Source organism: Kitasatospora sp. MAP12-44 (genome assembly GCF_029892095.1).
Classification (GTDB): Bacteria; Actinomycetota; Actinomycetes; order Streptomycetales; family Streptomycetaceae; genus Kitasatospora.
In genome coordinates, this window is record NZ_JARZAE010000004.1 from 1,059,298 (window position 1) to 1,085,076 (window position 25,779).

Here is a 25,779-nt window from a genome sequence, read left to right on the forward strand (position 1 = left end):
TCGGTGAACTCCGTGCGTCAGTGCACGCGTCCGTTACGACACGCGTGTGTCAGGACAACGCGTCCATCTCGCGGACCAGGCTGAGCGGGCGCATGTCGGTCCAGTGCTCCTCGACGTAGCCGAGGCACTCCTCGCGCGGCGACGGGCCGAACCGCGCCACCCAGCCGGCCGGCACCTCAAGCGCCGCGGGCCAGAGCGAGTGCTGTCCCTCGTCGTTGACCAGAACGCAGTACTGGGCGTCGTCGTTCTCAAATGGATTGGCCATGGCTTCACCTTTTCGATTTCTGCTGACGGGAATGCGGCAGCGATCACCGACCGATGTCCGCCGGGCAGGCGGTAGCGGCCGCGCATTCAGCGGTGGGAAGAATCTCGGAAACCGGACGGGAGCCGGCCTGCGCAGTGCGCACGGCCCGGCAATAGTCGCCTGTCTGACGTTACGTCAGCGCCTTTGCGGAGCCTTCAACCTAGGATCTCGGCGCGATAACTGTCAATGTACGAAAGGTCACTGACCATCCGTCAGTCACAACTCCGGTTTGCGTTCGGGGAGAACCGCACGAGCGCAGCGAACGACGTCCGGAGACGATGAGCCTACGGAGTCCGCAACTTCAGAGAGGTGTCCTGGTGAGGGGTTTCCAGGTCCGGTCTCGAGGAGGGAATGCTTGTCCCAGCGGCGTGTGTCGCACGCGGGCCCAAGGTCCAACTCGGCAGCAGGGACGGCACCGTGGCGACCACGGTAGCGGTGGCGGCAGTGGCCGGCGCTCCGGCCCGGGGCCGTCGGACAGGTCGTAAAGAGGCCTGCTGGGGCAAGGTCTCACTCCATCGCTGGGCGGGGCCCGCCTCGAGGAGGGGCGGGCCGGCGGCTCTCGCACCGCTCAACGACTAGGAACGCTTCGAACCTGATGATTGGTTGCATCGATCCGTGATCTCCCGGCCCGCCGCTACTCGATCGCCGGATCGGAGCACGCCATTCCGCTCCCTGTCGGGGGCGGGTACCGGTGTCAGTACGTGAGCCGGCTGCACGCGAGGGACCCGAGCTGGTTGCTGACACCAGCTCGGGTCCCTCGTGTGCAGCCGGCTCCCGTACGTACGCAGGTCAGTAATGACTGGGCATGGCCGCTCGTGCCGGCCGCCCGGCCTGTTCGCGCCGAACGCCCCACGCTCCCGCCGCGCGGCCGCTCGACTGCGACCGCGGCTGCGACTGCGACTGCGACTGCGACCGCGGCTGCCCCGGCGCCCTGTTCCACTCGGTCCGCGCGCTGGGCCAGCCCGCCGCCGAGCGGCCGGGCGGCGGGCTGGAGACAGCCGCCGAGACGCGCGTCCAGTCGATCCGCCGGACGATCTGCGGCCGGCTCAGCAGAACATGGTGGACCTTGCCGAAGACGCCTGCCTCGCTCCACCGGCACAGTCGGCGCCAGCAGGTCTGCCCGGAGCCGAAGCCGAGTTCCCGCGGCAGTTGCTGCCAGGTGATACCGGTGCTGAGCACGAACAGGATGCCCTGCAGACAGAGCCGGTCGGCCACCGGCCGAGGACCCGGTGCGCGGGCCGGCCACGGCGGCAGCAGCGGCTCGATCAGTGCCCACACCTCGTCGTCCAGCAGCCAGGGCGCGACCGCACCACCGCTGCCTCGCGTCGGCCAGCCACTGCCGGCGGCGGCCGCCGGCCGTGATGAATCGATCATGCTGTTCCCCCATGAAGGTGATGGAGCACCGGATGCCCCGTCACCTCGCGATCGGCCGCGGCATCGGGCCCGCGCGTACCTGCGGGCAGCTGGCACTCCGGGCCCGCCGGATCGCGGCGGGCCACAGTGGTTGTCCGGTGAGCCGGCTCAGGCCTCGTCAAGGCCTTGGGCCGGGCGCCATCAGGGGTGCGCGCCCGCCCGGAAGTCGGGAGGCGGCAACGGACGGGCCGTCCATGCCCGCAGGGAAGGGGAGTTGACGATGGCCCGGTTGCACAGGGCGAGGGCCATGGCGCCGCTCGGTGCCCGGCGCGGGTCGGCGCGATGGAACAGGGCCAGATCGATGGTCCCGGCGTGCGGACCGGCACGGGCGTGCACGTATTCCAACCGGTCGTCCGGCACCGCGTTGGCCCAGATGACGTCGGTCGCCAGGGTGGGCACCAGGTACTCGGGCTGCTGGGTCCGGTCGGCGGGCGACGGCGACGGACCCGTCAGCCGGATCAGGACCATCTCCACGTCACGCCCCCGCGACCCAGCACAGGCTGCACGGCAGGCCAGGGGCGACCGAGTCCGTCGCGGCGGCAGCAGCAGCGGCGGGGCGAGCGGTACCGGCGTCACTCGGCGTGCCGTTCCAGGCGCCGGCACCGACGGCCAGGAGCGCGGCCAGGGCCAGGGCGGCGGCGGTGCGGCGAGCGGTGCGGGCCGTTTTCGACATGGCGGTATCCCCCAGAGGCGTCAGACAGGTGATGGTTCTGGACCGGGCGGCCCGGTCTGCCGGTATCCATCGGGCCACTCCCGGGGCCGGCTGAAAGAACCATCGCAGCCGCCGACCTGCGCCGGAACGGGTGCGTGCTGGCAGCATCCCCGCTGGCAGCTTGGTGCCAGCAGCGGTGCAGACCACCTCCCTGTGGGCGCAAGGGCGTTGGCCGGCGGCAGGCGCCGCGGTGCGTCGCCCGCATGGGCAGCACACGCGGTTGATCGGACTCACCACGCGGGAGGGCCCGAGATACGTGCGAGATACGCTGATCCTGGAGGATCGCATCAAGACGCAGCGGGGATCTCGCCAAGTCGCAGATGCACGGGGAGCGCAGATGCACGGGGGACGTATGGGCGCACCAAGAATGGTCGAGACGGCCACGCTCGTCGGTCTCGGACTGGAGCAAGGCGCCGCACGGGTGTGGCAGGCGATGCATGCCGTACCCGATGCGGGAGTTGACGACCTGGCAGCCCTGCTGGGGGTCACCGCGGACGAGGTCGGGAGCTGCCTGACCGCACTGGCGGACCTGGCCCTGATCAGGGCCTCCATGGAGGATCCGCAGCGTCTGGTGCCCGTTGCCGCAGAGGCCGGCCTTGAGCTCCTGCTACGCCGCCAGGAGGAGCAACTCGCCGAACAGCGCCGCCAGGTCGAGGCCAAACGCGACCAGATCACCGCCCTGATCGCCGCCAGGGTGTCCGCCGGCGGTACGACCCAGGAGCTTGAGCACCTGGTCGGCCTGGACGTCATCCAAGCCCGGTTCGAGCGGTTGGCGTACTCCATCAAAGAGACCGTGGACAGCATGCTCCCCGGCACCGCGTTCCCGGCCGAGATGCTGGATGCCGCCAGGCCCTTGGACGAGGAGGTGGTGGCCCGCGGGGTGCGCATGCGCTCGCTCTACCAGACCGCGATCCACAACGACACCGCGACTCTGAGCTACGCCCGGGCGATGGCGGCCCGCGGCGCACACATCCGGACCGTGCCGGTCCTGGATCAGCGGCTGTGGCTGGGCGACGGCCGGATCGCCATCGTGCCGTTGGAGCCGGCCAATCCGCGCGCCGGTGCCGTGCTCGTCACGGCACCGGGCATCATCGCCTCGCTGTCCCAACTGTTCGAACACACCTGGAGCAACGCCGCGCCACTGGTGGTCGGCAACCCGGTGGAGCCGGCGACCGGCCTGACCGACACCGAGCGTGAACTGCTCACCATGCTCGCCGCCGGCCTGACCGACGAAGCCGCGGGCAAGCGACTGGGCGTCTCGCTGCGCACCGTCCGCCGGATGATGGCCGACCTGATGTCCCGTCTCGAAGCCGGTTCACGCTTCGAAGCCGGCATCAAGGCCGCCAAGAGAGGCTGGTTATAGGACGCCGTGCCCGCGAGCGACTCAGATCGAGCAGCCTTAAAGCCCGCCGCCCGCGTTGACGGTGGCCGCGTTCCCGACCACAGCGGCGATGCCCTGCTTCACCTGGTTCAGCCGGCCGAGGTTCGCCTGGATCGCCTGGTCCTCGTAGGCGCTCTCCACGGTGAACCAGGTGCCGATGACGTTGGTCTGCTGCCGGCACTGCGCATCCGCGGTGGCGGTCGCGATCTCCGCGGCGGACGCCGTGGTCGTGCCCTTCCACCGCTTGTCGTTCGTCGCGTCGTTCGGTGTCGGGTACGCGTAGCCCTTGGCCTTCATGCAGTCCGACCACTGGCTGAAGACGGCTCGCAGCCGATCGTCCGTCATCGAGTGCTGGTAGTCGTCGAAGTTGATGTCGACCGCCTGCGGAGAGTCGGTCATCGAGCCGCCCTGCGCGGTCAGCTTCGCGTCGGCCGCACCGAGGCAGCCACCCTTGGGGATCGGCAGGCCGTGGAACGTGGTGATCGGCTTCGAGTTGCCGGGGACGTCGCCGGCCAGCACGGTGATCTCCTCGGGCGCCAGGCGCGCCGGCGGGGTGGACGCGGCAGGGGCAGGGGCGGATTGCGGCACCCGGTACCCGTCGGCGGGATCAACCACGTCGTACCGGTGCGCCGCCTGGCCGCCCTGCCGAGGCTGTGGCTGGGGAGCCGGCGTGTACGAAAGGCCGAAGCGCTGCATGCACTGCACGGTCAGCTTGTCCCGCGCGGCGGTCACCTGCTCAAGCTGTTCCGCGGTGAACAGATACGCCTCGATCGGCATCGACCTGCCGACCGTGCTGTCGACGACCGGGATCACCCCGACCGGCGGGCGGGCCACCGGCGACGCGGGGGCGGCCGCATGGGCCGGCACGGGTTTCGCCGGCGCTGTGGTGGACACCGAGCAACCTGCGGTCAGTACGCCGACCACCGCGAACAGCGCGGCAGCCGACCGGAGTTCAGACGGACGGACGGGGGCCATGCCCAGGACTTCCTTTGCGGGTGGCGGACAGGTCGTGAAACCGAGGGGGAGGGCGTACGGCGCTACGGCCAGGCCAGCCAGTGGCTGACCTGGCCGTAAGCAGAGGCCCGCTGGGGGCGCAGCTCTAGAGGAAGGACTGCGACGCGTTCTGGTTGTAGACCACGGTGCCGACCAGGCTCGCCTCCGTGTAGCCCGAGATGTCGAAGTACGGGCCGCTCCAGTTGGAGTTGTAGAAGATCCGGACGGTGTTCGGGTTCATGTTGTACATGCTGCCGGCGTTGTTCTTGACGGCCTGGCCGTCACCGTCGCAGTTACCGCCGGCGCAGCCCTCGTAGTACCAGGCCGCGAGGTAGTTGTCGTGACCGCCATCGCCGTTGAAACCACCGGTGAAGTTCGAGTGGTAGTAAATGCAGTTGTCGGTGCCCCACACGCACCCACCCGGGCTCGCCGAGGCCGGCGACGCTCCCAGTCCGACGAGCACGGAGCCGAGTGCGGCAACACTCACGGCGGCGGCGGAAAGCTTCCTGCGGATGTTCATCGGGATCCTCTTCTGTCGTGGAGAATTTCTCGTTCTGCGGCCGGCAGAGCTCGGGCGACCTAACCACCTGGAATCGTGCAAGGAATTCCATCCACGATTCCGGAGAGTTTCTCTTCGCCTTGGCGCTGGTCACAAGAAAGAGTCTGCGCGACGCCCGAATAGGCCGTCAACGCTGTCCGAGGAACACCGGAGCATGGCGATACCGCCCGATTTGCGGCCTATTTTCCGGTCGCCCGGCAGCTCGTCGGGCCAGGCAAACTCGGACATCTCCCACCGAAAGCATTGCCGCGCGTTATCGGTTCGTTATTAGATGAGGATGATGATCGTGTTACCGCTGCAATGGAATTCCCCGCCGCCCTGAGCTGGCCGAAACCGGCACTCGAAGCGGCTGTTTCCGCAAGTTCGCACGTTATTGTGTTACAGCTGGACAGGCCCATGATCGTGTTATTGCAGGCACTGATTGTGTTATAGCTCGTTCCGCCGCGCTCGGGCGGCAGAGGCTCACCGGTCTCGGCATCCGTGCAGTGCGCATCGAAGACCTCGGCCGCCGTGAGAGGGACCAGCCGGCCTCCGCCCAGCGCCCAACCTCGAAGCTCCTTCACGGGAATCGCGCACCTCGCATCGGTCGTGAAGGCGACGCGGTCGGTGAAGGTGCGCAGCAGGACGCCGTGTTGACCAGGTTGCGGACTTGGTGGCAGCGCGGCGCCCTGGTGCGGCAGGATGATCCGCATGAGTCGTGCGTCCATACCCCAAGCCTCCGTGCCGAGTCGGCTCGGTCGGCTCACCACCGCCGAACGCCGGGTCTGGGACGCCTTCCCGCAGGGTGCGACGGTTGATCTGCGGACCGGCGATCCCGGCGCCGACGCGCCGGCCGAGGCCGGGCACTGGCCGTCCGCGCGCACGGTGCGCGGCGAGGTGATCGCCGCGCTGCTGCTCGGCGCCTGCCCCGCCGCGCCGGGTGCGGTGGCGGCGGTGCGGCTGGTCGGAGCGCGGATCACCGGTCCGCTGCGGATCGACCACGGGCAGGTCAGCTCACTCCTGCTACTGCGCAAGTGCCGGTTCGAGGGGCCGATCGACCTCGACGGCGCCACCACCGAGTCGATCGACCTGCGGGGCTCGTGGCTGACCACGCTCAGCGCGTACGGTGCCCAGGTGCGCGGCACGCTGGACCTGCGCGACACGGTAGTGGCCGGCGGCGGCCAGGCCATACACGCCGACGGCATCCGGATCGACGGCAGCCTGCTGGCCAACCGCACCGTGGTGACCGGCTCGTTCGACCTGATCAACGCGCAGATCAGCGGCCAGGTCACGCTGATCGAAGCCGAGTTGTCCAACCGGACCCTCGGCGGCCACTCGCTCAACGCCGGTGGCATCCGGGTCGGCCGAAGCCTGCTGGCCCAGGGCCTGCGGAGCGAGGGCGAACTGCGCCTGCCCGGTGCGCACATCGGCAGTTCGCTGCTGCTGAAGGGCGCGACGCTGGACGGCCGCGGCGGCTCGGCGCTGCACGGCGACTCGCTCACCGTCGCCAGCGAGGCCGACCTGCGGCCCTACCTGCCCTCCGCGCGCAAGGCCGGGCAGGAGCGGGCCGGGAAGCAGGCGGCCGAGCAGCGGGAGGCGGAGCAGCAGGCGGCCGAGGGCCAACAGGCCCAGCAGCAGCAGTGCTTCACCGCGATCGGCACGGTCCGCCTGCCGGGAGCGCGCTTCGGCAAGGGCCTCGACCTCGGCGGCGCCACCCTCGCCCCCACCCCGGAGCAACCCGCGCTGCTCGCCGACCGGATGGTCGTCGAGGGCAGCCTGCACCTGGGCGACGACTTCCGGACCGAGGGCGAGATCCGGCTCTCCGGCGTCCGGATCACCGGCCACCTCGAACTGGTCGGCATGGACTGCCCCAAGGCCCTGCTGAACCTCTACGCGGCCTCCGCCGAGGGCGGCGTCCGCGACCAACTCTCCTCCTGGCCGGAGCGGTTGAACCTCGACGGGTTCACCTACGGACCGTTCAGCGCCTACATCGAGTCCGAGCAGCGGGTGCTGCTGCTCAAGCGCCAGGCCCGCCGCTCGGACGACCTGATCGGCGGCTTCCGCGCCCAGCCGTACGAGCAACTGGCCTCCTACTACCGCTCGCTGGGCAACGACGGCGAGGCCAGGACCGTGCTGCTGGCCAAGCAGCGGGCGCTGCGCGGCAAGCTGCCGTGGCGCCGCCGGATACCCGGCTATGTGATCGACCTGCTGGTCGGCTACGGCTACCGCCCGCTGCGCGCGGTCGGCTGGGCGGCGGGTCTGCTGGCGGCCAGCAGCCTCTACTTCGACCAGGTCCGGCCCGAGCACGTCAGCGCCGAGGACACCTCGGTCTTCAACCCGGTGCTCTATGCCGCCGACCACCTGATCCCGGTGATCCACTTCGGCGAGCCCGACGTCTGGCAGTACCACGGCCTCCCGGAGGTGGTCACCGCCGTGCTGACCGTCCTGGGCTGGACCCTGGGCATCGCCATCGCGGCCGCCGCCACCCGCACCTTCACCCGGAACTGAAACCGGGCGGAACCCGAGCAGCAACCGGCGGAACCCGAGCAGAACAGCAGCGTCGTAAGCTGTCTGTCCAGATGAGACGCAAGACAGAGCTTCCCCCCTCCCCCCTGCCGCAGCGATCGGGGATCGACCCGGTGCGCTTGCGGCTGCCCGCCGACGGCCCGTGGTCGACGGTGCGCGGCTATCTGCTGGACCACTTCCCCGAGCGGCTGGGCGAGCAGGTGGACGTGATGCTGCGGGAGGGGCGGTTCGTCGGCGTGGACGGGCCGATCGCGCCGGCTGCGGCGTTTCGGCCGCACGCCTATGTGTGGTTCCACCGGGACCTGCCGGACGAGGTCCCGGTGCCGTTCGGGATCGACGTGCTCTACCGCGACGAGCGGCTGCTGGTGGTGGACAAGCCGCACTTCCTGGCCACCATGCCGCGCGGCCGGCACGTGACCGAGACCGCGCTCGCCCGGCTGCGCCGCGATCTGGAGCTGCCGGAGCTCAGCCCCGCCCACCGGCTTGACCGGCTGACCGCGGGGCTGGCGATGTTCGTCATCACGCCCGAGCACCGCGGCGCCTACCAGATGCTCTTCCATGACCGCCTGGTCCGCAAGGAGTACGAGGCGATCGCGCCCTACCGCCCCGAGCTCGCGCTGCCGAGGACCGTGCGCAGCCGGATCGTCAAGGAGCGCGGGGTGATCGCCGCCCAGGAGGTGGCGGGGGAACCCAACAGCGAGAGCCTGGTCGAGTTGATCGAGCACCGCGGCGGGCTGGGCCGCTACCGGCTGGTCCCGCACACCGGGCGCACCCACCAGTTGCGCCTGCACATGAGCAGCCTGGGCATCCCGCTGCTCGGCGATCCGGTGTACCCGGTGGTGCTGGCCGAGACGCCACTGGACGACTTCGGCAGTCCGCTGCAACTACTGGCCAGGCGACTGGAGTTCACCGACCCGGTGACGGGCGAGGAGCGCAGCTTCCGCAGCCGGCGCACCCTGGGCGCCTGGATCTCCTAAGGCTGGATCCTCTAAGGCCTGTCCTGACCCTTGACCACGATGGTGTGCGCGGCGCCCGCAGCGCCGGAGCCGGAGTGCGCGTGCGCGCAGGCGTCGAACCCGATCTGGAGGGCCACCACGCCGACCAGGGCGACGACGCAGACCACCGTGCGACGGGCCAGTTGGGGAGCGCCTTGGGTCACGGGATGGTGCATGCTGAGCTCCCTCTCGCGGCACACGGAAACCGGCCGCGCTGCTGCGGACCGGCGGACCGATTGCCACGGTACCTGGGAAGGGGTCCGACCGGACCCCATGAGCTTCACCAACTTCTATTTTCTTTACGGTAGTTGATGAGTGATCCGGGACGCCGAACCGGAGTTGTTGTCATTGCTCGTCAGGGACTCGACGGCGTTGCTCGCCAGGCCGAGCACCAGGAACAGCACCAGCAGCGCGGCGCCCGCGGTGCTGAGCCGCAGCGGCTGGGTCGCCGAGTAGGTCGGTCTCTCATGCCCGGACAAGGCCGGCTCGCCGTCGCCGAACAGGGCCTTGGGATAGGCCGAGGTCAGCATCAGCGTGTAGGCGCTCAGTCGCATCGCATAGCGCGCGGTGGCGGCACTCGCCTCGAACAGCGGTCGCGGCATCCGGCCCGCGATCAGCACCACCAGCCAGATCACCAGCGCCACCACGCACCACCCGCTGGTCGCCAGGCTCTCGATGATCACCGCGGGGATCATCAGGATGATCCGGAACAGCACCGCCAGCCGGTTCAGCCGCCCCGGGCGCAGCTCGATCTGCACGGGGTAGCCCGCCGGGGCGCGCAGCGCGAACGGCGGGTAGCGGTCGACCAGCAGCATCGAGCTGGCGAGCACCCGGGTGTGGTAGCCGACGTAGCCCGCCAGGAAGTCGGCGATCGGTACCGGCAGCCGGCCGGTGAAGAGCGCGGCGAACCAGCCGACGACGGCCGCGAAGAAGGCCACGAAGGACAGCACGAAGAGCACCACGAAGTGCGGGACCAGCAGGAGCACCCGCAGCAGCACGGTGAGCCGGCGCTGGCGTGCCGGCTCGGGGATGTCGAGCACCGGCAGCCACTCCACCGGCCCGGTCGCGATCGGCACGCTCCACCCGCCGCCAGCAGTCATCGGCTCTTCCTCCGCTCGGATCCACCGCCACGGCCGCCGTTCATCCAAGCCGTCCAAGCACCACGCTGGCAGCTCCGGCGCGCACCGGCCTGATTTCAGGGCCGTCCAGGTGGCGCGCGAGTTGACGTCATGATGACGATAACGGGTTGCCGGTGGCCGCGCACCGGCGTTCTTCCTGGTCATGGCTGACGTATCGACAGAAAGGGCTTGCGGGCGCGCAGGGCGCGGTGGTTGGGTTCGGACGGACTGTCCCTTTTGCGTGATGGAGTCTCCTCTTGCCGATCCGGATCACCCCGCTGACCGACCCCGAGCACAGCTCCGCCGGCCACCGGCTGGCCTGGCTGGCCTCTGACGCCGCCGGCAATCCGCTCGGGGCGGCGTTCCTGCGGATCTTCACCCGGCCGGGGCAGGACCACCTGGCCGAGCTGGAGCTGCGCGTCCACCCGGCGGAGCGGCGCGGCGGCGTGGGCAGCCGGCTGCTGGAGGAGGCCGTCACCGCCGCCCGGATAGCCGGTCGGCGCAGCCTGATCACCCAGGCCGAGGCCGACACCCCCGGCGACTACTTCCTGCGCGCCCGCGGGATGCGCAAGGTGCTGGCGCTGACCTTCGCGCGCCTCGAGCTGGACCAGGTGCACCCGGCCGCGCTGGCCGCGCTCGTCGAACAGCCGCACCCCGGCTACCTGTTGACGTCCTGGGACGGGATCGTGCCCGACCTGCTCGCGCAGAGCTTCGCCGACTCGCGGCGGGCGATGGACGACATGCCGATGGACGACACCGACTACGGCACGGTCAGCTGGGACGTGGAGCGGGTGCGGGCCGCCGCCGACGCCGTCGAGCGGCGCGGCGACCTGCTGCACACGGTGGCCGCCGTGGACGCGCTGGACGGAACGATCGTCGGCTTCACCGAGCTGGTCGTGCCCGGCGGCGGCAGCGGCGACGGGCAGCACTACGGCACCGGCGTGCTGCCCGAGCACCGCGGGCGCGGCCTGGGCCGCTGGATGAAGGCCGCCTCGATCGAGCACGCGCACCGGCGCCACCCCCGACTCGGCGGCCTGCTCGCCGACACCGCCGACAGCAACACCCCGATGCGCCGGATCAACGACGCCTTCGGCTACCTGCCGACCCACCGCTCGCTGGAGTACCAGCTCGATCTCTAGAACGGCGTGCCGGTCAGCGGTTCGACCGGGTGGGCACCCCGAAGTCCGAGCCCTCACCCGTCCGGCTCGGCAGCCGTCCAGGCCAGCAGCCGACCGGCGCTCCAGCTGGTGACCACCCGCTCCGCCGGGATGCCGGCCCGCGCCGCGCGGGCGCAGCCGTACGGTTGCCAGCTCAGCTGGCCCGGCGCGTGGGCGTCGGTGTCGATCGCGAAGAGGCAGCCGGCCTGCTCGGCCTGGAGCAGCAGCCGGGACGGCGGGTCCAGCCGCTTGGGGCTGCAGTTGATCTCCACGGCCGTCCGGTGCTCGGCGCAGGCCGCGAAGACCGCGGCGGCGTCGAACTCCGACTCCGGGCGCGGCTTGTCCGCCGCGATCAGCCGGCCCGTGCAGTGGCCGAGCACGTCCACCAGCGGGTTGGCGACGGCGGCGGTCAGCCGCCGGGTCATGGCGGCGGCCGGCATCCGCAGCTTGGAGTGCACCGAGGCGACCACCACGTCGAGTTGCGCCAGCAGGTCCTCCTGCTGGTCGAGCGAGCCGTCGTCCAGGATGTCGCACTCGATACCGGTGAGCAGCCGGAAGGGCGCCAGCCGCTCGTTGAGCTCGGTGACCACGGCGAGCTGCTCGCGCAGCCGGTCCGCGCTGAGACCGTTCGCCACGGTGAGCCGCGGCGAGTGGTCGGTCAGCACCGCCCAGTCGTGGCCAAGCTCGCGGGCGGTCCGGGCCATCGCCTCGATCGGGCTGCCGCCGTCGGACCAGTCGGAGTGCAGATGGCAGTCGCCGCGCAGCGCCTCGTAGAGCCGGCGGCCCGCCTCGTCCAGCTCGGCCAGCGGCCCGCCCGCCCGCTCCTCCAGCTCGGCCAGATAGCGCGGAGTGCGGCCGGCCAGCGCCTCGGTCACCACGGCGGCGGTCTTCGGGCCGATCCCGGGCAGCGCGGTCAGCCCCACGGCTGTGCGCGGCAGCTCGCTGTGCTCGGCCCGCAGCTCGGCCAGCAGCTCGGCGGCCTTGCGGAAGGCCTGCACGCGGTAGGTCGAGGCGTGCTCGCGCTCCAGCAGGTAGGCGATCCGGTCCAGCGCGGCGATCGGGTCCATGGCTCTCGCCTCCGTCTCCATCGAACTGCCTCCATCGAACTGCGCGCCGGGCCCGCGCGCAGTTCGATGGAGACATGCCCGACCCCAACGCCACCGTCACCGAGGTCGAGGGCCGCCGCCTGCGACTGACCCACCTGGACCGCGTCCTCTACCCCCGCAGCGGCTTCACCAAGGCCGCCGTCCTGCACTACTACGCGCAGGTCGGGCCGGTCATGGTGGCGCATCTGCGCGGCCGGGCGGCCAGCTTCCTGCGACTGCCCGAGGGGGTGGAGGGCGAGCGGTTCTGGGCCAAGCGGGTGCCGCCGGGGGCGCCGGACTGGGTGGCGAGCCTGGACGTCGTGCACCGCGACGAGACGCTGCGCCAAGTCGTGGTCGCCGACCTGCCCACCCTGCTGTGGGCGGCCAACCTCGGCTGCCTGGAGATCCACGTCCCGCAGTGGCGCGGCACCCCGCAGACCCACGACCGCCTGATCGTCGACCTGGACCCCGGACCGGGGACCACCGTCGTGGAGTGCTGCGCGGTCGCACTGGCCGCGCGCGAGCTGCTGGCCGGGGACGGACTGCGGGTCTGGCCGAAGACCACCGGCAGCAAGGGCCTGCACCTGACCGTCCCGCTGGTCGAGACGCCCGCCGACCAGGTCGGCGACTACGCCCGCGAGCTGGCCCGCCGGCTGCGCCTGGCCCGCCCCGAGCTGGTCGTCGACAAGATGGCCAAGCAGCTGCGCCCCGGGCGGGTCTTCGTCGACTGGTCGCAGAACAACAGCGCCAAGACCACCGCCGCCGCCTACTCGCTGCGGGCCGGCGCCGAACCGGGCGTCTCGACCCCGTTGACCTGGGCGGAGGTCGGCAGCTGCGAACACCCGGAGCAGCTGGCCTACACGCCCGCCCAGGTCGCCGCCCGGGTCGCCGCCGACGGCGACCTCCAGGCACAGCTGACCGACCCGGCAGCAGCCGGCGAACTGCCAGGGTAGTCCCTATTCGGCACGGAAAGTCATATCTCCACCAGCTGCCATTATCTGACGATTACTCAAGTAAATGAGAGTGCTTACCGATACCCGTCCGTACGAATTCCGTTTGTCCGTCAGACAGCTCGGCGAAAGCAGCCCCACCCAGGCGGCCGACGTCACGATTCGCTCTCTTTTCCGCAGCACGGAGGCGAGATGGGCGTTCTGTCCGCTATTGGGGCCCTGATCTGGGCCGTTATAGATTTGCGGAGAGCTGGCGAACTCCGATATTCCTAGGGCTTGCGCTCGTCAGGTGAAAACACCTGAAGCCCCGTCCCCTAAGGATTCAACGTGTCCATACCGGACCAGCAGAACGCCCCTGAGGCCCAGTCACAGCAGCAGCCGTACGGCTGGGTCGCGCCCGTCCCGGAGCAGGGCAAGAACGGCTTCGCCGTCGCGGCGCTGGTCTTCGGAATCCTCGGCGGCATTCCCCTCGCGCTGATCTTCGGCATTGTCGGCCTGGTCCGTTCGAAGAAGGCCGGCAAGGGCAAGGTCATGTCCTGGATCGGTATCCTGCTGGCGCTCCTGTGGATCGTCCCGATCGCCCTCCTCGTTCCGCACGTGCTCAAGGCAACGGACGCCGGCTGCCTGTCGGCCACCGCGTCGGTCACCTCCTCCGCGGACAAGCTCAACGCGGACGGGAACGACCCGGCCGCCATGAAGGCCGACCTCCAGAACGTCGTGACCCAGCTGAACGGCGACGCCGGCAAGGCCGGCAACTCGGCCGCGCGCACGTCCATCCAGGCGCTGGCCGGCGACTACCAGCAGCTGCTCGACAGCCTCACCAACGGGACCGCCCCGAGCAGCGACCTGACGGACCGCATGACGGCGGACGCCAACAAGGTCGACTCGGCCTGCGGCAAGACGGTCAACTAGTCACCGCACCCCGCACACCCCGCGAAGCCTCGCAGCCGGCCCGCCGTCAGGAGACGGCGCGCAGGCGGCGGGGCTTGGCGGGTTGGGTGGCTTCTAGGGCCTGCTGGAGTTCGTCGCGGGTCATGCTGGAGCGGCGGGGGATGGCGCGTTCGGTGGCAAGCCGGTAGAGCTCGGCCTTGCTGAGCTCGGACAAGTCCGACGGCGCGGCGGGCTCGCGCTCGGCCCCGCGCTTGGCCCTGGGCTCGGCCTCTGCCTCGGACGGGCCTGCGGGGTCGGCCGGGTGGGCGACGGCGGCCTGCTGGAGGCTGCGTTCCAGGACCTCCATCAGGTCCACCACGTTGGTCGAGTCCGGCGCCGCCTCGGCCGTGACGATCTCCTTGCCCTCGAGCTTCGCCTCGACCAGCTCGCGCACCTGGGCGGCGAAGCTGTCCTGGTACTCGTTCGGGTCCCAGTCGGCGCTGAGCGCCTCGATCAGCTGGCGGGCCACGGCGAGCTCGCGCTCGGTGGGCTCGACCTTCTCGGGCAGGCTGTCGATCTCGCGGTGCGGGTCGCGGACCTCGTCGGCGTAGTGCATGGTCTGCAGGACCAGCACGTCGCCCTCGGCCCGGACCGCGGCCAGGTACTGCTTGCCGCGCATCACGAAGTTCGCCAGCCCGGCCCGGCCGGTCTCGGTCAGGGCGCGGTGCAGCAGGCCGTAGACCTGGGTGAACTCCTTGCCGCGCGGACCGAGGTAGTAGGTCTTGTCGAAGAAGATCGGGTCGATCTCGCCGAGGTCCACGAATCCGGTGATCGCGATCGACTTGGAGCGCCCGGGCGAGATCCGCTCCAGCTCCTCCGGCTCGACCACCACGTACTCGCCGTCGGCCAGCTCGAAGCCCTTGACGATGTCGGCGTAGGCGACCTCTTTGCCGGTGCGCTCGTTGACCCGCTGGTTGCGGACCCGGTCGGAGGTCCCGCGCTGCAACTGGCGGAAGTGGATGGCGTGGTCCTCGGTGGCCGAGTAGAGGCCGACCGGCACGGCGACCAGTCCGAAACTCAGCGTGCCCGTCCAGATCGGTCTGGCCATCGCCGTGCCACCTCCAGGATTCCGCGCTCGCGCTCGCCGGGCCGCCGCCCATGCACTCCGGGCTCGGCGGCCTGCCTCCGGCTTTCCATGGTGCTCTCGTTTGCGTCCCGGCGCTGGTCACAGGGCCGGAAGGAGCAGCCGGGCGGGCGGGGTGGGCCCGGCGGGCTGGCTTAGACTGCGGACCTGTCGTGCCACGCGGCGGCTGTGGGTGGGATTAGGGGGCGCATCGGCATGGGCATACGCCTGCTCGGTCCGGTCGAGCTGAGGCGGCCGGACGGCGGCCTCGCCGAGGTGGCCGGCGCCAAGCGGCGCGCGGTGCTGGCCCTGCTCGCGCTCGAACTCGGCCGCAGCGTCGCGGTGGAGCGGTTCTTCGGGATGCTCTGGGGCGAGGAGGCTCCCGCGCAGGCCCGGGCCGCACTGCAAGGGCACGTCGCGGCGCTGCGCAAGGTGCTGGACGGCACCCCGTTCGTCCTGCACACCCGGGCGCCCGGATACCTGCTGACCGGGGACGCCCGATTGGTGGATGCGCGGCGCTTCGAGGAGCTGGCCGCCCGGGCCGCCGGGCTCGACGACCCGGCCGAGGCGGCCGCGCTGTACGAGCGGGCACTCGGCCTGTGGGGCGGCTCGGCGCTGGCCGACCTGCCCGACACGGCGCTGCGCCGCTCGCTGGCCGAGCGGCTGGACGAGGGCAGGATCGGGGCCCTCACCGGCTGGGCGCAGTGCCTGCTGCGGCTCGGCGAGGGGGGCGCGGCGATCGCGGCCCTGGAGCAGCAGGTGCGCTCCGACGAGCTGCGCGAGCAGACGGCGGCGGTACTGGTGCGCTGCCTGCACCAGGCCGGACGGTCGTCGGCCGCGGTGAACGCCTACCACCACACGCGCCGCAGGCTGGACGAGGAGCTGGGGATGCCGCCGGGGCCCGCCCTGCAGGCGGCGCTGGCCGCCGTCCTCACCACCGAGCCTGCCGTGCTGACCACCGAGCCGGCCGTACTCACGACTGAGCCGGCAGACGCCGACGCCGCGCAGGCCTCCCCCGCCGACGTACCTCCCGTCGACGCACCTCCCACCGCCGCGCCTCCCGTCCGGTCGCTGCCCCGGCAGCCGCTGGGCTTCGTCGGCCGCGGGGCCGAGTCCGGGTGGCTGGACCAGGAGTGCGGGGCCGAGCGGGTCGGCAACGGGCTCGCCGTGCTGATCGGCCCGGCCGGCGTGGGCAAGACGGCCACCGCCGTGCACTGGGCGCACGGCGCGGCCGCCGGCTTCCCCGACGGGCAACTCTTCGTCGACCTGCGCGGCTTCGACCCGGCCGGACCGGCCGATCCGGACGACGTGCTCAGCGGGTTTCTGCGCGCGCTGGGCGTGGCACCGGACGCGATCCCCCGCGACCCGGCGGCCCGGGCCGCGCTCTACCGGGAGCAGACCGCGCGGCGGCGACTGCTGGTGGTGCTCGACAACGCCCACTGCTCGCGCGAGGTCTCCGAACTGCTGCCGGCCGGTCCTGGCTGCGCCACCGTGGTCACCAGCCGCAGCACACTGGAGGAGCTGGTGGTCACCGAGGGGGCGACCATCCTGCGCCTGGAGCCGCTGTCCACCGCGGACGCGCTGCACCTGCTGGAGCGGGTGCTCGCCCCCGACCGGGTCCGAGCCGAACGAGCGGCGGCCGAACGGCTGGTGGCGCTCTGCGACCACCTGCCGCTGGCGCTGCGGATCGTCGCCGCCAAGCTCGCCGCCCGCCCCGCCTGGTCGCTGGCCGACCTGGTGGCCGAGTTGCACGACGAGCGGAACCGGCTGCTGCTGCTGGACACCCCGGGTGTCGCGGGCGTGCGGACCGGACTTTTTCTGACGTACTGTCAACTTCCGATAGACGCAGCCAGGTTGCTGCCACTGCTGGCGGTCCATCCGGGGGACGAGGTGGACGCGGGTGCGGCGGCCGCGCTGCTCGACAGCTGCCTGCGGACCGGGCGGCAGGCGCTCGGAACGCTGGCCGCCTACCACCTGCTCGTCGAGAGCGCGCCCGGCCGCTACCGGCGACCGGACCTGATCCGGCTCTACAGCGAGGAGTTGAGCGCCGCCCGCGGGGCCGAGGCGCATCGGGCAGCCGGCACCCGGCTGCTGGAGCACTACCGGGCGGCCGGTCAGGGTGATCCCGAACACGCGCTGCGGATGGCCGAGTTGTGCGCGGTGCTGAGCGGGCTGGGACCGCCGGGGTGAGCTGCTCGAACCTGACCGCGGCGGCTCAGGCCGCGGCGGCGCGGGCGGCAGCGACTCAGGCCGTGGCGGCGCGGGCGGCGAGGACCGGCCGCAGCGCCCGAAGCGCGTAGAAGTTACGGGACTTGACCGTCCCGGCCGGCACGCCGAGCAGCACCGCGGTGTCCGCCACCGAGCGGTCGTTGAGATGCAACTCCACCAGCACGTCGCGGTGGTGGGGCTGGAGCTCGGCGAGCAGGAGCTCCATGTCCCTGGCGGCCAGCACGTCGTCGAACGGGTCGCCGACGGCTGTGCGCTCCTCGGGCGCCTCGTCGGCGACCTCCTGGGCCCGGGCGGCGGCCATCCGGAAGTGGTCGATGGCGATCCGCCGCGCGACCGTGAAGAGCCACGGACGGCTCTGCTGCGCGCCGCGCGAGATCGCCTCGGGGTGCTGCCACGCACGCAGCAGCGTCTCCTGCAGGATGTCCTCGGCCTTGCCGCGGTCGCCGCTGGTCACCCGCAGCAGCGCGCGCAGCAGGTAGGGGCCGTGCAGGCGGTGGATCTCGGCCAGTACCTCGGGGTCGAGGGTGGCCCGCGGTGCGACGGACGCCGCCCCGGTGGTGCTGGTGGATGTGTTGAGGGTCTGCATGGTCACCGCTCTTTGCTTCACGCCGGCTCGAACCGCAGCTGGGGAGCCCAAGGGCAAGCGCGCGACGATCGGCGACTCCCTTGGCCTGACGCTGGAATCGTGTCGGGCGCCGCCAACGGTGCACCAACGCTTCGCCAACGTTCGCCAAAAGTCCGGCCCGGGAGGTTTCAGAGGCGGATCGTCAGTGCGAGCAGCAGCCGCTGCACGCCGTCCTCGCCGTAGCGCTCGATCAGCAGCGCCACCCAGTGCGCCGCCGAGCGGCGCTCCGCCGGCGTCCAGCCGGCCGCCGACGGGTGCTGGTCCACCACCAGCGCCTGGGCCAGTCGGCGCAACTCGGCGGGCGGCACGCCGAGCTGTCCCCGGCCGACCCCACGCCGGGCCAGCGACTCAGCCGCCGCGATCACCTCGGCCGCCCGGGCGGCGGGCACGGCGAGCCCGCCGCCGAAGTCCAGCTCGTCGGGCCGGAGCTCGTCGAGCCAGAGCTCGGCCGAGGAGGAGTCAGCCGACGGCTGCTCGTCCAGCAGGTGGGAGATCAGCCTGCGGGCCTTCCGTTCGCGCTCGGCGCGCTGGTCATCTTCGGACGGCACGCCTGCCGCCCCGCTCCAGCTCCGAGCCCCACGCCGAGCCCACGAATGACCACCGTCTCCCCATGCCGCCCGAGTTACCGCTACGGGTAGAACGTGCACAACGTGCACCAGGTTCACGCCAGGGGTTCACCGGGCCGCCTCAGTCCGCCGGCTCCGGCGGTGTGCCCGGCCGCCACCCCCTGCGCCGTCCGCGCGGCAGCACCAGCCCGGCGGCGCCGACCAGTACCGCCAGCCCCAGCGCGCCGCCCGCGACCGCCGCCGCCTGCTGCCCGGCCGAGCCGGACGCCGCGGGAGGCATCACGATCGACGCGGCGCCCGGCCGCGGGCGTTGGGCGACGCCGTGCTCCTCGGGGAGCAGCGCGCTGACGGCGGCCACCGGGTCGACCGTGCCGTAGCCGAGGACGGCGTCGGGCAGCGCGGTGCCGGGGTGGTAGGCGGTGGCCTCCAGCCGGTGGGCCAGCTGGTCCCTCGTCAGGTCCGGCCGGTAGCCGAGCACCAGGGCGGCCGTCCCGGCCACCAGGGCGGCGGCGAAGCTCGGCCCGGAGCCGGTGAAGTAGCCCACGCCGCCGGGGCCGACGCTCATCACCGAGTCGCCGGGGGCGACCAGGTCGACCCGTCCCGTGCCGGAGCGGGCGGACGGCACCGTGCCGCCGGGGCCGAGGTCGCCGACCGACAGGACGTCCTGCTCGGTCGGCACCGGGGCGGCGGGCGCCGCCGAGCCGGCGGCGGAGGGCGCAGCGGAGGCATCCGGGGCGGCGGGTGCGATCACCAGCGCGCCCTTGGCGTCGGCGTACTGCAGCGCCGCGGAGAGCGCGGCGCTGCCGGTCGGCAGCGGCACCGCCACGTCGATCACCCGGGCGCCGCCGTCGACGGCCGCGCGGATGCCGGGAGCGAGCTGGTCGGCACCGGTGACGCCGCTGTCGTCGGTGACGGCCACCGCGAGGATCCGGGCCTGCGGAGCGATCCCGGCGAAGCCGAGGCCGTCCTGGCGCCGGGCGGCGACCAGTCCGGCCAGGAAGGTGCCGTGCCCGACGCAGTCACGGCCGGAGTCGCCCGGCCCGTACTCGCGCGGCCCGAGGGCGAGCCGGCTGTCGAACACCCCCGAGGCCCCGTCAACGCCGGAGCCGACCACCGCCACCGTCACCCCCGCGCCCTGGCTGAGCGGCCAGGCGGCGTCCGGGCGCAGAAAGGTCTGCGCCCAGGGGGTGCGGTCGGTGCGGCTGGCCGAGGCGGGCAGGCAGCCCTGCTGCTGGACGTTGGGGTTGGTCTGCCCGACGGTCGGCAGCGAGGACGGCTCGGCACCGGCCTGCGCGCCACCCGCCGGCTGGCCGCCCGCCAGCTGGCCGCCCGGCTGGGCGGGCTGACCCGACGAGAGCGGTTCGCCGACGCGCAGGGCCGGCACCTCCGCACCCGGGGTGAGGGTCGGCGCGGGCGAGTCGGCCGACGCGAGCCCGGGGGCCAGCGGCACCAGCAGCAGGCCGCAGAGCAGTGCGGCGACCGCGCCCGGCCCGGGCCCGGGCCCGGTCAGGCGCCGCGGGTCAGTCAGGCGCCGGGGGCCGGTCAGGCGCCGGGGACCGGTCATGCCGCACTGCCCGTGCGCTGCACCGGGATGTCCTGCGGGAGCAGCAGGCTGAGCTCGGACAGGTCGTCGATCTCCAGCCTGCTGAGCCGCCCGGCCTGCCGGGTGATCATGCTCTCCAGGGTCTGCCGGGCCGTGCGGCCGTTGCCGAACGTGCGGTCGCGCGGGAGCTCCCCGAAGAGCGTGTGCAGCGCCGCCAGCGTCTCGGGCGCGCAGACGTAACCGGCCGACTCGGCCTGCAGTCGCACGATCGTCACCAACTCGTCGTCCGCGTAGTGCTCGAAGGCGATCTGGCGGGAGAAGCGCGAGGCCAGGCCGGGGTTGGAGGCCAGGAAGCCCTGCATCTCCTCCTCGTACCCGGCGACGATCACCACGACCTCGTCGCGGTGGTCCTCCATCAGCTTCATCAGCGTGTCCACGGCCTCCTGGCCGAAGTCGTTGCCGCTGCCGCCGCGCGGGGTGAGGGTGTACGCCTCGTCGATGAAGAGCACGCCGCCGCGGGCCCGTTCGAAGGCCTCCTTGGTGAGCTGCGCGGTGTGGCCGACGAAGCGGCCGACCAGGTCGGACCGGGCGGTCTCGATCAACTGGCCGCCCGGCAGCACGCCGAGCTCGGCCAGCAGCCGGCCGTAGAGCCGGGCCACCGTGGTCTTGCCGGTGCCGGGCGGGCCCGCGAAGACCAGGTGGTGGCTGATCTTGGCGGTCGGCAGGCCGGCCTCCTCGCGCCGGCGCACCTGCTTGATCAGGTTGACCAGGTCCTCCACCTGCTCCTTGGCGGCGGGCAGGCCGACCATCGAGCGCAGCTCGTCGAGCAGTTCGGTGCGGGCCGCGGCCGGCGCCTCGCCCGCCAGCTCGGCGAGCGCGGCGGCCACGGCGGCGGCGGCCTCCGCGCCGACGTCCTGCGGCATCAGCACCGCGAGGTCCGCGTCGCCCAGCTCCGCGACCTGCGCCAGCCGGGAGGCCTGCCGGTCGACCATCTCCTCGAAGACCTTGCGGGCGGCCCGGCCGTTGCCGAAGTCGGCGCCCTTGGGCATCCGTTCGAAGAGCTCGGCCAGCGCGTCGCGGGTGCCGTCGGCCAGTTCGTAGCCGTGCGCGTCGGCTGCCCGCTCCACGATGGTGGTCAGCTCGGCCGGCGCGTAGTTCTGGAACTCGACGGTGCGGCTGAAGCGCGAGGCCAGGCCCGGGTTGGAGGACAGGAAGCCCTGCATCTCCTCGGAGTAGCCGGCCACCACGACCACGATGTCGTCGCGGTGGTCCTCCATCAGCTTGACCAGGGTGTCGATCGCCTCCCGGCCGAAGTCCGGTCCGCTGCCGCCGTTGGAGCCGGCCGACAGCGCGTACGCCTCGTCGATGAAGAGCACGCCGCCCAGCGCCTGCATGAAGACCTCGGTGGTCTTGATCGCCGTGCCGCCGATGATCGCGGCCACCAGGTCGACCCGGGCCACCTCGGTGAGGTGGCCGCTGCGCAGCACGCCGAGTTCGGCCAGCACGGCGCCGTAGAGCCGGGCCACCGTGGTCTTGCCAGTACCGGGCGGCCCGGCGAAGATCAGGTGCCGGCTCATCGGCAGGGCCGGCATCCCGGCCTGCTCGCGGCGCTTGGCCAGCTTGTTGAGGTTGACCAGGGTGGCCACCTGCTCCTTGACGCCCTCCAGACCGACCAGCGACTCCAGCACCGCCAGCGGGCCCTTGGGCTCCTCGACCGCGCCGGCCTGCTCGCCGCTCTGCTCCTGCCCCTCCCCCTGCTCCGAGCCCGACCCGCCCGACCCGCCGGGCTCGGCCTGCGCGGTCGCGCTGCCGTGCGCGTCGGTGCTCGCGTTCTCCGCGCTGGTCAGGTTCTCCACCGCCAGCCGGTTGCTGGGCTTCGTCTGGCGCAGCCCGGCGCCCCGGTTGCCGGTCACCGTGCAGTCGGTGATCCGGACCGCCTCGACGGACTCGATCCGGATGCCGTCCAGGGTGTTGTCCGTCAGCTCGCAGGTGTTCAGGGCGGCCCGGCTGCCGTCCGCCAGCAGCGCGCCGTGCCGGCGGCTGCCGCGCGCCAACGTGCGGGTGGCCGTCAACTCGCCACCGTGCTCGACCAGTAGGCCCTCGGCGCCGGAGTCGATCACGTCGCAGTCGCGCAGCGCGCCGATGCCCTCCGCTCCGACCGAGACGCCGGCCCCGCCCGAGCCGCGCACCGTCGTCCCGCCCAGGTAGGTGTTGCCGCCGTCGGCGATCCGCACCCCCGCCAGGCCGGCCGAGGTGATCTCGGACGCCTCCAGCCGGCCGCGCCCGTCGGCCAGCACCTCCACGCCGTGGCCGCGCGCGTCGACCACGTTGAGTCGGCGCAGCAGCGGGTTGGCCCCCTCCCGGATGCTCACCCCCGGGCCGGCCACGTCGCGGATCTCCACGCGGTCGAACTCGGCGGCGCTCTCGCCGACCAGCTCGACGCCGGCGTCGCCGCAGTCCCGGACGGCGGTGCGGGTCAGCGAGGGGCTCGCGGACTCCCCCACCCAGATGCCGGTGCCATCGGCCCCGTTCACCTCGCACTCCTCGAAGGTGCCGCGCGAGCGGCCGCCGATGTGCAGGCCGTGGCCGGTGCTGCGGGCGGTGCGGCAGCGGCGCAGCACCGGGTCGGTCCCGGCGGCCAGCACCACGGCGTGGCCCTGGGTGCCGGTGATCGTGCAGTCCTCCAGCGTCACCCGAGCCGAGGAGCTGACGTAGACGCCGACCGCGGTGTCCCGGACGGCGGTACGCAGAACGCGCGTCGAGCTGTTCTCCTCCAGTGCGACGGCCGGCTTGTCGGTCGCCGAGATCTCGCAGTCCTCGATCACCCCGCGCGCCTCGCCGTTGGCGCAGACGCCGTTGCCGCGCGCGTCGCGCATGACGCAGTTGCGCACCACCGGGTTGGCCCGCTCGCCGATCACCACGGCGGAGGTGCCCAGGTGCTCGATCACGCAGTCCTCGATCACGCTGGCACCGGTGGAGGTCTCCACGATGCCCGCCCCGACCGGGTTGACCACCCGGCAGCCGCGCATCGCGAGCGCGCCCTGCTGGCGGGTCAGCACGGCCGTCCACGAGTTACCGACCACCTCGCAGTCCTCCAGCGCCGCCTGCCCGCGCGGGACGTCGATGGCCGGCAGCTCCTCGTCCTGCCCCTGCAGCACCAGTCCGGTCAACTGCACGGCCTCGGCGACCACTTGGACCACCGCGCCGCGCCGGGGGGAGATCCGGACGCTGCCGCGCACGTCCTCGGCGGTGATGGTCACCATCTTGGTGATCACCAGGTTCTCCTCGTACCTGCCCGGCCGGACGCTGATCACCGCTCCGCTGCGTGCCGCCTCCAGGGCCTCCCCGATCGTGCGGTAGCCGCCGTCCCGCTGCTCCGCACAGACCGTCAGCACATGGCGCGTCATGCTCGTTGTTCCCCTTCGTCGGTGGTGATCAGCTGATCAGGGTGTTCCGGGTGGTGATCAGGTGTTCCGGGTGGTGATCGGTCAGCCCGTGCAGTTCGCCCGGACGGCGGAGGCCGCGTCATGGGCGTAGGTCTTGGCGGTGTCCGTCCAGTCCTGCCCGCGGTCGTGCATGGTCACGGCGATCTTGCCGTTGCTCACCGGGAACGTCCCGGCGCTGACCCAGGAGCCGCGGTTGCCCACCTGGTTGACGTTGAACGAACCGGCGGAGCCGCTGCCGTTCTGCACGGTGTAGTAGGCCGGGGCCCCGCCGACGGCCTTGATGTCGCCGTCGTCCGGAACGTAGACCGAGATCGTGCAACTGCCGCTGCTGACCGACCCGGTGTTGAAGGTCCAGACCACCGAGTTGCCGGCGTCCTTGTTGGCCGCGCCGGACATCGGCATCGAGGTGAAGTTGCCGTTGCAGCCGCTGCCCGCGTAGCCGCCACCGGAGTTGACCACCCAGCCGGCCTGGCCCTGGTCGAACCAGCCGTTCTGCTGGAAGGTGGTGCCGGCGTTGCTGCAGAACGGACCGGCCACGCCCGCGTAGCTGGGCGCCGCCGGGGGCGCGGCCTTGGCCGCCGCGGCCGGCGGGGCGGGCTGCTGGGGCGCGGGCTGCTGCGGCTGGGCGGGCGGCTGGGGCTGGGTCTGCGGTTGGCCCGGCTGCTGCGGCTGGGCGGCCCCGCCCGATCCGCCACCGTGGGACGACCCGACCGGCGCTCCCGCTCCGGACCCCGTGCCGGCACCGGCGCCGGCCCCGGCAAGCGCTGCTGCGCCCGCCACGCCGCCGGTGCCGCCACCGCCCGTCGTGCCGCCGTCCGCTCCGCCGGTGCCGCCCTGCGGCGGCTGGCCCGGCTGGCCCGGCTGACCCGGCGCCTGCGGGCCGGGGCCGATGTCACCGTGCGCGTCGGCCTTCGGGACGAATCCGTCGCCGCCGCCGCTCTGCTGCGTGTAGCCGGCCGGCCCCGAGCCCAGCGGGCCGCCGTGCGAGCCGCCCCCGCCGAGGTGGGAGAGGATCAGCGGCAGGCCGATCAGGACGACACCGGCGGTCGCCGCGGCGGCGATCATCGGCTTGGAGATCCGGCCGGGCCGGGAGGACGTGCCGCCCTGGCCGGCGGCCGCGGTGGCCTTGGACGCCGGGGTGGTGGCCAGCAGCCCGGTGGCTGCGGCAAGCGCGGCGGTGTCGCCACCGTCGGCGGCGCCACCATCGGCGGCGCTGTCCGGTTCGGCCTCGGGCTCGTGCTCGGCCTCGGGCTTGGGCTCGTGCTCGGCCGAGGGCTCAGCCTCGGATCCGATCGCGGGTGCCCGGCTCTCGCGCGCGGCAGGTGCCTTCGCCACCGGTGCGGCCGGCGCCTCCTCGGCGGTCGGCGGCTCCAACTCCTCCACCGCCCAGGCAACCGCGGGCAGCTGGTACCCGCCGGCCTCCGGCTCGCCCGCTCCGCCAGATCGCCCGTTCTTTCCGTGCCGGTCCTTGCCCACCTTGGTCCCCTGGCCCTTCGACGACTGTCCACCACGGAACACGCCCGGCCGGACCCCACCGGGCCGGTCGACGAACGCATCCACCCGGTGTGACGGGCGGCGCGGGCCCCGGGGTTCACCGGGGCGCGAGCGGAGTCAGTCAGAGCGTTTCGTCGGAGCCGCCGAGGGTCCAGACCGGCTCGGCCTCCTCCTCCGGCGGCGGCGTGAGGATGAAGGCCACCGCGCGCTCCAGCACGTCCGCGTCCGCGTCGGCGCTCGGGCCGACGCCCGCGCGTACCCGCTGCCGGAGGTGCGCCAGCAGGCCCGGCTCGGGGGCGAGCCCGTACTCCTCCAGGTAGTAGGTGATGGTGTCCGTCCAGATCCAGACCCCGTCGGTGCGGTAGCTCATCGGCACCCGGCCCAGGCGCGACGGCTCCAGGACGTCGTCCATCAGCATCGGGGTCATCAGCACGGCCGGCCCGGCCCGCAGGTAGTCGAGCAGGGCGGTCCGCTCGGCCGGGTCGGTGATGCGCGGGTGGTCCGCGGCGAAGCCCGGGCCCGTCACCGGGTCCACGGTGTCGAACACCGCGGCGAGCTCGAATCCGTGTTCCGCCTGGGCCATCGCGCACTCCTGTCGTTCCCCGCCCCACTCGTCCGCTGGGGCGTCCTCACACAGCCAGAACGGGCCGGACCCGCCCCGGCGTTCACCTGGCGGGCCGGCACCGCCGGGAAAAGATCCGGCGTCAACTG

Annotated in this window: 22 protein-coding genes and 1 pseudogene; 7 read left to right on the top strand and 16 right to left on the bottom strand. The window is 72.5% G+C overall.

Annotated elements, in window-relative coordinates:
* Positions 1–49: 49 nt before the first annotated feature.
* From P3T34_RS05545 to P3T34_RS05560, 4 genes and pseudogenes are all read right to left on the bottom strand, one after another.
* Positions 50–265 (bottom strand): MbtH family protein, encoded by a 216-nt coding sequence (locus P3T34_RS05545; RefSeq protein WP_280664858.1) that lies wholly within the window; start codon positions 263–265, stop codon positions 50–52.
* Positions 266–1,291: 1,026 nt separating this feature from the next.
* Positions 1,292–1,597, bottom strand: a pseudogene (locus P3T34_RS05550) (transposase); the annotation flags it as partial.
* A gap of 261 nt (positions 1,598–1,858) precedes the next feature.
* A complete protein-coding gene (locus tag P3T34_RS05555; RefSeq protein ID WP_280664859.1) occupies positions 1,859–2,191 on the bottom strand; it encodes a hypothetical protein in 333 nt (110 codons plus the stop codon).
* Position 2,192: 1 nt separating this feature from the next.
* Complete coding sequence (locus P3T34_RS05560) at positions 2,193–2,390, bottom strand: hypothetical protein (RefSeq protein WP_280664860.1); 198 nt, start codon at positions 2,388–2,390, stop codon at positions 2,193–2,195.
* 376 nt (positions 2,391–2,766) lie between these two features.
* Here P3T34_RS05560 and P3T34_RS05565 point away from each other — a divergent pair, with 376 nt between their 5' ends.
* Entirely contained in the window at positions 2,767–3,792 is a 1,026-nt protein-coding gene (locus P3T34_RS05565) for a LuxR C-terminal-related transcriptional regulator (protein WP_280664861.1), read from the top strand.
* Between the two features lie 36 nt (positions 3,793–3,828).
* Here the strand turns inward: P3T34_RS05565 and P3T34_RS05570 are convergent, their stop codons facing one another.
* A complete protein-coding gene (locus tag P3T34_RS05570; protein WP_280664862.1) occupies positions 3,829–4,785 on the bottom strand; it encodes a hypothetical protein in 957 nt (318 codons plus the stop codon).
* Positions 4,786–4,909: 124 nt separating this feature from the next.
* Positions 4,910–5,323, bottom strand: coding sequence for a peptidase inhibitor family I36 protein (locus P3T34_RS05575; protein WP_280664863.1), 414 nt, complete (start codon positions 5,321–5,323; stop codon positions 4,910–4,912).
* Positions 5,324–6,052: 729 nt separating this feature from the next.
* On the opposite strand from P3T34_RS05575, the gene P3T34_RS05580 reads away from it, so the two are divergent.
* Both P3T34_RS05580 and P3T34_RS05585 read left to right on the top strand, forming a co-directional pair.
* On the top strand, positions 6,053–7,849 hold the full coding sequence (locus P3T34_RS05580; RefSeq protein WP_280664864.1) for a pentapeptide repeat-containing protein: 1,797 nt from the start codon (positions 6,053–6,055) through the stop codon (positions 7,847–7,849).
* A gap of 71 nt (positions 7,850–7,920) precedes the next feature.
* Positions 7,921–8,844, top strand: a complete 924-nt coding sequence (locus tag P3T34_RS05585) for an RluA family pseudouridine synthase (RefSeq protein WP_280664865.1) — start codon at positions 7,921–7,923, stop codon at positions 8,842–8,844.
* Between the two features lie 11 nt (positions 8,845–8,855).
* Here the strand turns inward: P3T34_RS05585 and P3T34_RS05590 are convergent, their stop codons facing one another.
* Both P3T34_RS05590 and P3T34_RS05595 read right to left on the bottom strand, forming a co-directional pair.
* Complete coding sequence (locus tag P3T34_RS05590) at positions 8,856–9,038, bottom strand: hypothetical protein (RefSeq protein ID WP_280664866.1); 183 nt, start codon at positions 9,036–9,038, stop codon at positions 8,856–8,858.
* A 123-nt stretch (positions 9,039–9,161) separates the two neighbouring features.
* On the bottom strand, positions 9,162–9,962 hold the full coding sequence (locus tag P3T34_RS05595; protein ID WP_280664867.1) for a DUF4389 domain-containing protein: 801 nt from the start codon (positions 9,960–9,962) through the stop codon (positions 9,162–9,164).
* A gap of 275 nt (positions 9,963–10,237) precedes the next feature.
* Between P3T34_RS05595 and P3T34_RS05600 the strand changes: the two genes are divergently transcribed.
* Positions 10,238–11,119: a GNAT family N-acetyltransferase gene (locus P3T34_RS05600; RefSeq protein ID WP_280664868.1), complete on the top strand. Its 882-nt coding sequence runs from the start codon at positions 10,238–10,240 to the stop codon at positions 11,117–11,119.
* Positions 11,120–11,172: 53 nt separating this feature from the next.
* Here the strand turns inward: P3T34_RS05600 and P3T34_RS05605 are convergent, their stop codons facing one another.
* Positions 11,173–12,204: a PHP domain-containing protein gene (locus P3T34_RS05605; RefSeq protein ID WP_280664869.1), complete on the bottom strand. Its 1,032-nt coding sequence runs from the start codon at positions 12,202–12,204 to the stop codon at positions 11,173–11,175.
* A gap of 74 nt (positions 12,205–12,278) precedes the next feature.
* Here P3T34_RS05605 and ligD point away from each other — a divergent pair, with 74 nt between their 5' ends.
* Positions 12,279–13,175, top strand: a complete 897-nt coding sequence (gene ligD, locus P3T34_RS05610) for a non-homologous end-joining DNA ligase (RefSeq protein ID WP_280664870.1) — start codon at positions 12,279–12,281, stop codon at positions 13,173–13,175.
* Positions 13,176–13,499: 324 nt separating this feature from the next.
* On the top strand, positions 13,500–14,084 hold the full coding sequence (locus tag P3T34_RS05615) for a DUF4190 domain-containing protein (RefSeq protein WP_280664871.1): 585 nt from the start codon (positions 13,500–13,502) through the stop codon (positions 14,082–14,084).
* 46 nt (positions 14,085–14,130) lie between these two features.
* Here P3T34_RS05615 and P3T34_RS05620 read toward each other — a convergent pair whose 3' ends face one another.
* Complete coding sequence (locus P3T34_RS05620) at positions 14,131–15,150, bottom strand: Ku protein (protein WP_280664872.1); 1,020 nt, start codon at positions 15,148–15,150, stop codon at positions 14,131–14,133.
* A 231-nt stretch (positions 15,151–15,381) separates the two neighbouring features.
* Between P3T34_RS05620 and P3T34_RS05625 the strand changes: the two genes are divergently transcribed.
* Positions 15,382–17,355, top strand: coding sequence for a BTAD domain-containing putative transcriptional regulator (locus tag P3T34_RS05625; RefSeq protein WP_280664873.1), 1,974 nt, complete (start codon positions 15,382–15,384; stop codon positions 17,353–17,355).
* A gap of 55 nt (positions 17,356–17,410) precedes the next feature.
* Here the strand turns inward: P3T34_RS05625 and P3T34_RS05630 are convergent, their stop codons facing one another.
* The 6 genes from P3T34_RS05630 to P3T34_RS05655 form a co-directional block, all read right to left on the bottom strand.
* The gene (locus P3T34_RS05630) at positions 17,411–17,980 is read right to left on the bottom strand and encodes a sigma-70 family RNA polymerase sigma factor (RefSeq protein ID WP_280664874.1); all 570 of its coding nucleotides are present in this window, start codon (positions 17,978–17,980) and stop codon (positions 17,411–17,413) included.
* Positions 17,981–18,147: 167 nt separating this feature from the next.
* Positions 18,148–18,567: a hypothetical protein gene (locus P3T34_RS05635; RefSeq protein WP_280664875.1), complete on the bottom strand. Its 420-nt coding sequence runs from the start codon at positions 18,565–18,567 to the stop codon at positions 18,148–18,150.
* 139 nt (positions 18,568–18,706) lie between these two features.
* Complete coding sequence (locus P3T34_RS05640; RefSeq protein WP_280664876.1) at positions 18,707–20,149, bottom strand: S8 family serine peptidase; 1,443 nt, start codon at positions 20,147–20,149, stop codon at positions 18,707–18,709.
* A complete protein-coding gene (locus P3T34_RS05645; protein WP_280664877.1) occupies positions 20,146–23,535 on the bottom strand; it encodes a right-handed parallel beta-helix repeat-containing protein in 3,390 nt (1,129 codons plus the stop codon). The genes P3T34_RS05640 and P3T34_RS05645 overlap by 4 nt, the downstream gene beginning before the upstream one ends.
* A gap of 81 nt (positions 23,536–23,616) precedes the next feature.
* A complete protein-coding gene (locus P3T34_RS05650; protein WP_280664878.1) occupies positions 23,617–25,050 on the bottom strand; it encodes a hypothetical protein in 1,434 nt (477 codons plus the stop codon).
* 139 nt (positions 25,051–25,189) lie between these two features.
* Complete coding sequence (locus P3T34_RS05655) at positions 25,190–25,651, bottom strand: hypothetical protein (RefSeq protein WP_280664879.1); 462 nt, start codon at positions 25,649–25,651, stop codon at positions 25,190–25,192.
* Positions 25,652–25,779: the final 128 nt, after the last annotated feature.

Excerpts from the sequence above, each read along its gene's own strand:
- P3T34_RS05595 (WP_280664867.1), bottom strand. The coding sequence starts at position 9,962 with ATGACTGCTGGCGGCGGGTGGAGCGTGCCGATCGCGACCGGGCCGGTG.
- P3T34_RS05590 (WP_280664866.1), bottom strand. The coding sequence starts at position 9,038 with ATGCACCATCCCGTGACCCAAGGCGCTCCCCAACTGGCCCGTCGCACG.
- P3T34_RS05560 (WP_280664860.1), bottom strand. The coding sequence starts at position 2,390 with ATGTCGAAAACGGCCCGCACCGCTCGCCGCACCGCCGCCGCCCTGGCC.
- P3T34_RS05570 (WP_280664862.1), bottom strand. The coding sequence starts at position 4,785 with ATGGCCCCCGTCCGTCCGTCTGAACTCCGGTCGGCTGCCGCGCTGTTC.
- P3T34_RS05620 (WP_280664872.1), bottom strand. The coding sequence starts at position 15,150 with ATGGCCAGACCGATCTGGACGGGCACGCTGAGTTTCGGACTGGTCGCC.
- P3T34_RS05655 (WP_280664879.1), bottom strand. The coding sequence starts at position 25,651 with ATGGCCCAGGCGGAACACGGATTCGAGCTCGCCGCGGTGTTCGACACC.
- P3T34_RS05630 (WP_280664874.1), bottom strand. The coding sequence starts at position 17,980 with ATGCAGACCCTCAACACATCCACCAGCACCACCGGGGCGGCGTCCGTC.
- P3T34_RS05565 (WP_280664861.1), top strand. The coding sequence starts at position 2,767 with ATGCACGGGGGACGTATGGGCGCACCAAGAATGGTCGAGACGGCCACG.
- P3T34_RS05585 (WP_280664865.1), top strand. The coding sequence starts at position 7,921 with ATGAGACGCAAGACAGAGCTTCCCCCCTCCCCCCTGCCGCAGCGATCG.
- P3T34_RS05640 (WP_280664876.1), bottom strand. The coding sequence starts at position 20,149 with ATGACCGGTCCCCGGCGCCTGACCGGCCCCCGGCGCCTGACTGACCCG.
- ligD (WP_280664870.1), top strand. The coding sequence starts at position 12,279 with ATGCCCGACCCCAACGCCACCGTCACCGAGGTCGAGGGCCGCCGCCTG.
- P3T34_RS05625 (WP_280664873.1), top strand. The coding sequence starts at position 15,382 with ATGGGCATACGCCTGCTCGGTCCGGTCGAGCTGAGGCGGCCGGACGGC.
- P3T34_RS05605 (WP_280664869.1), bottom strand. The coding sequence starts at position 12,204 with ATGGACCCGATCGCCGCGCTGGACCGGATCGCCTACCTGCTGGAGCGC.
- P3T34_RS05645 (WP_280664877.1), bottom strand. The coding sequence starts at position 23,535 with ATGACGCGCCATGTGCTGACGGTCTGTGCGGAGCAGCGGGACGGCGGC.
- P3T34_RS05575 (WP_280664863.1), bottom strand. The coding sequence starts at position 5,323 with ATGAACATCCGCAGGAAGCTTTCCGCCGCCGCCGTGAGTGTTGCCGCA.
- P3T34_RS05545 (WP_280664858.1), bottom strand. The coding sequence starts at position 265 with ATGGCCAATCCATTTGAGAACGACGACGCCCAGTACTGCGTTCTGGTC.
- P3T34_RS05580 (WP_280664864.1), top strand. The coding sequence starts at position 6,053 with ATGAGTCGTGCGTCCATACCCCAAGCCTCCGTGCCGAGTCGGCTCGGT.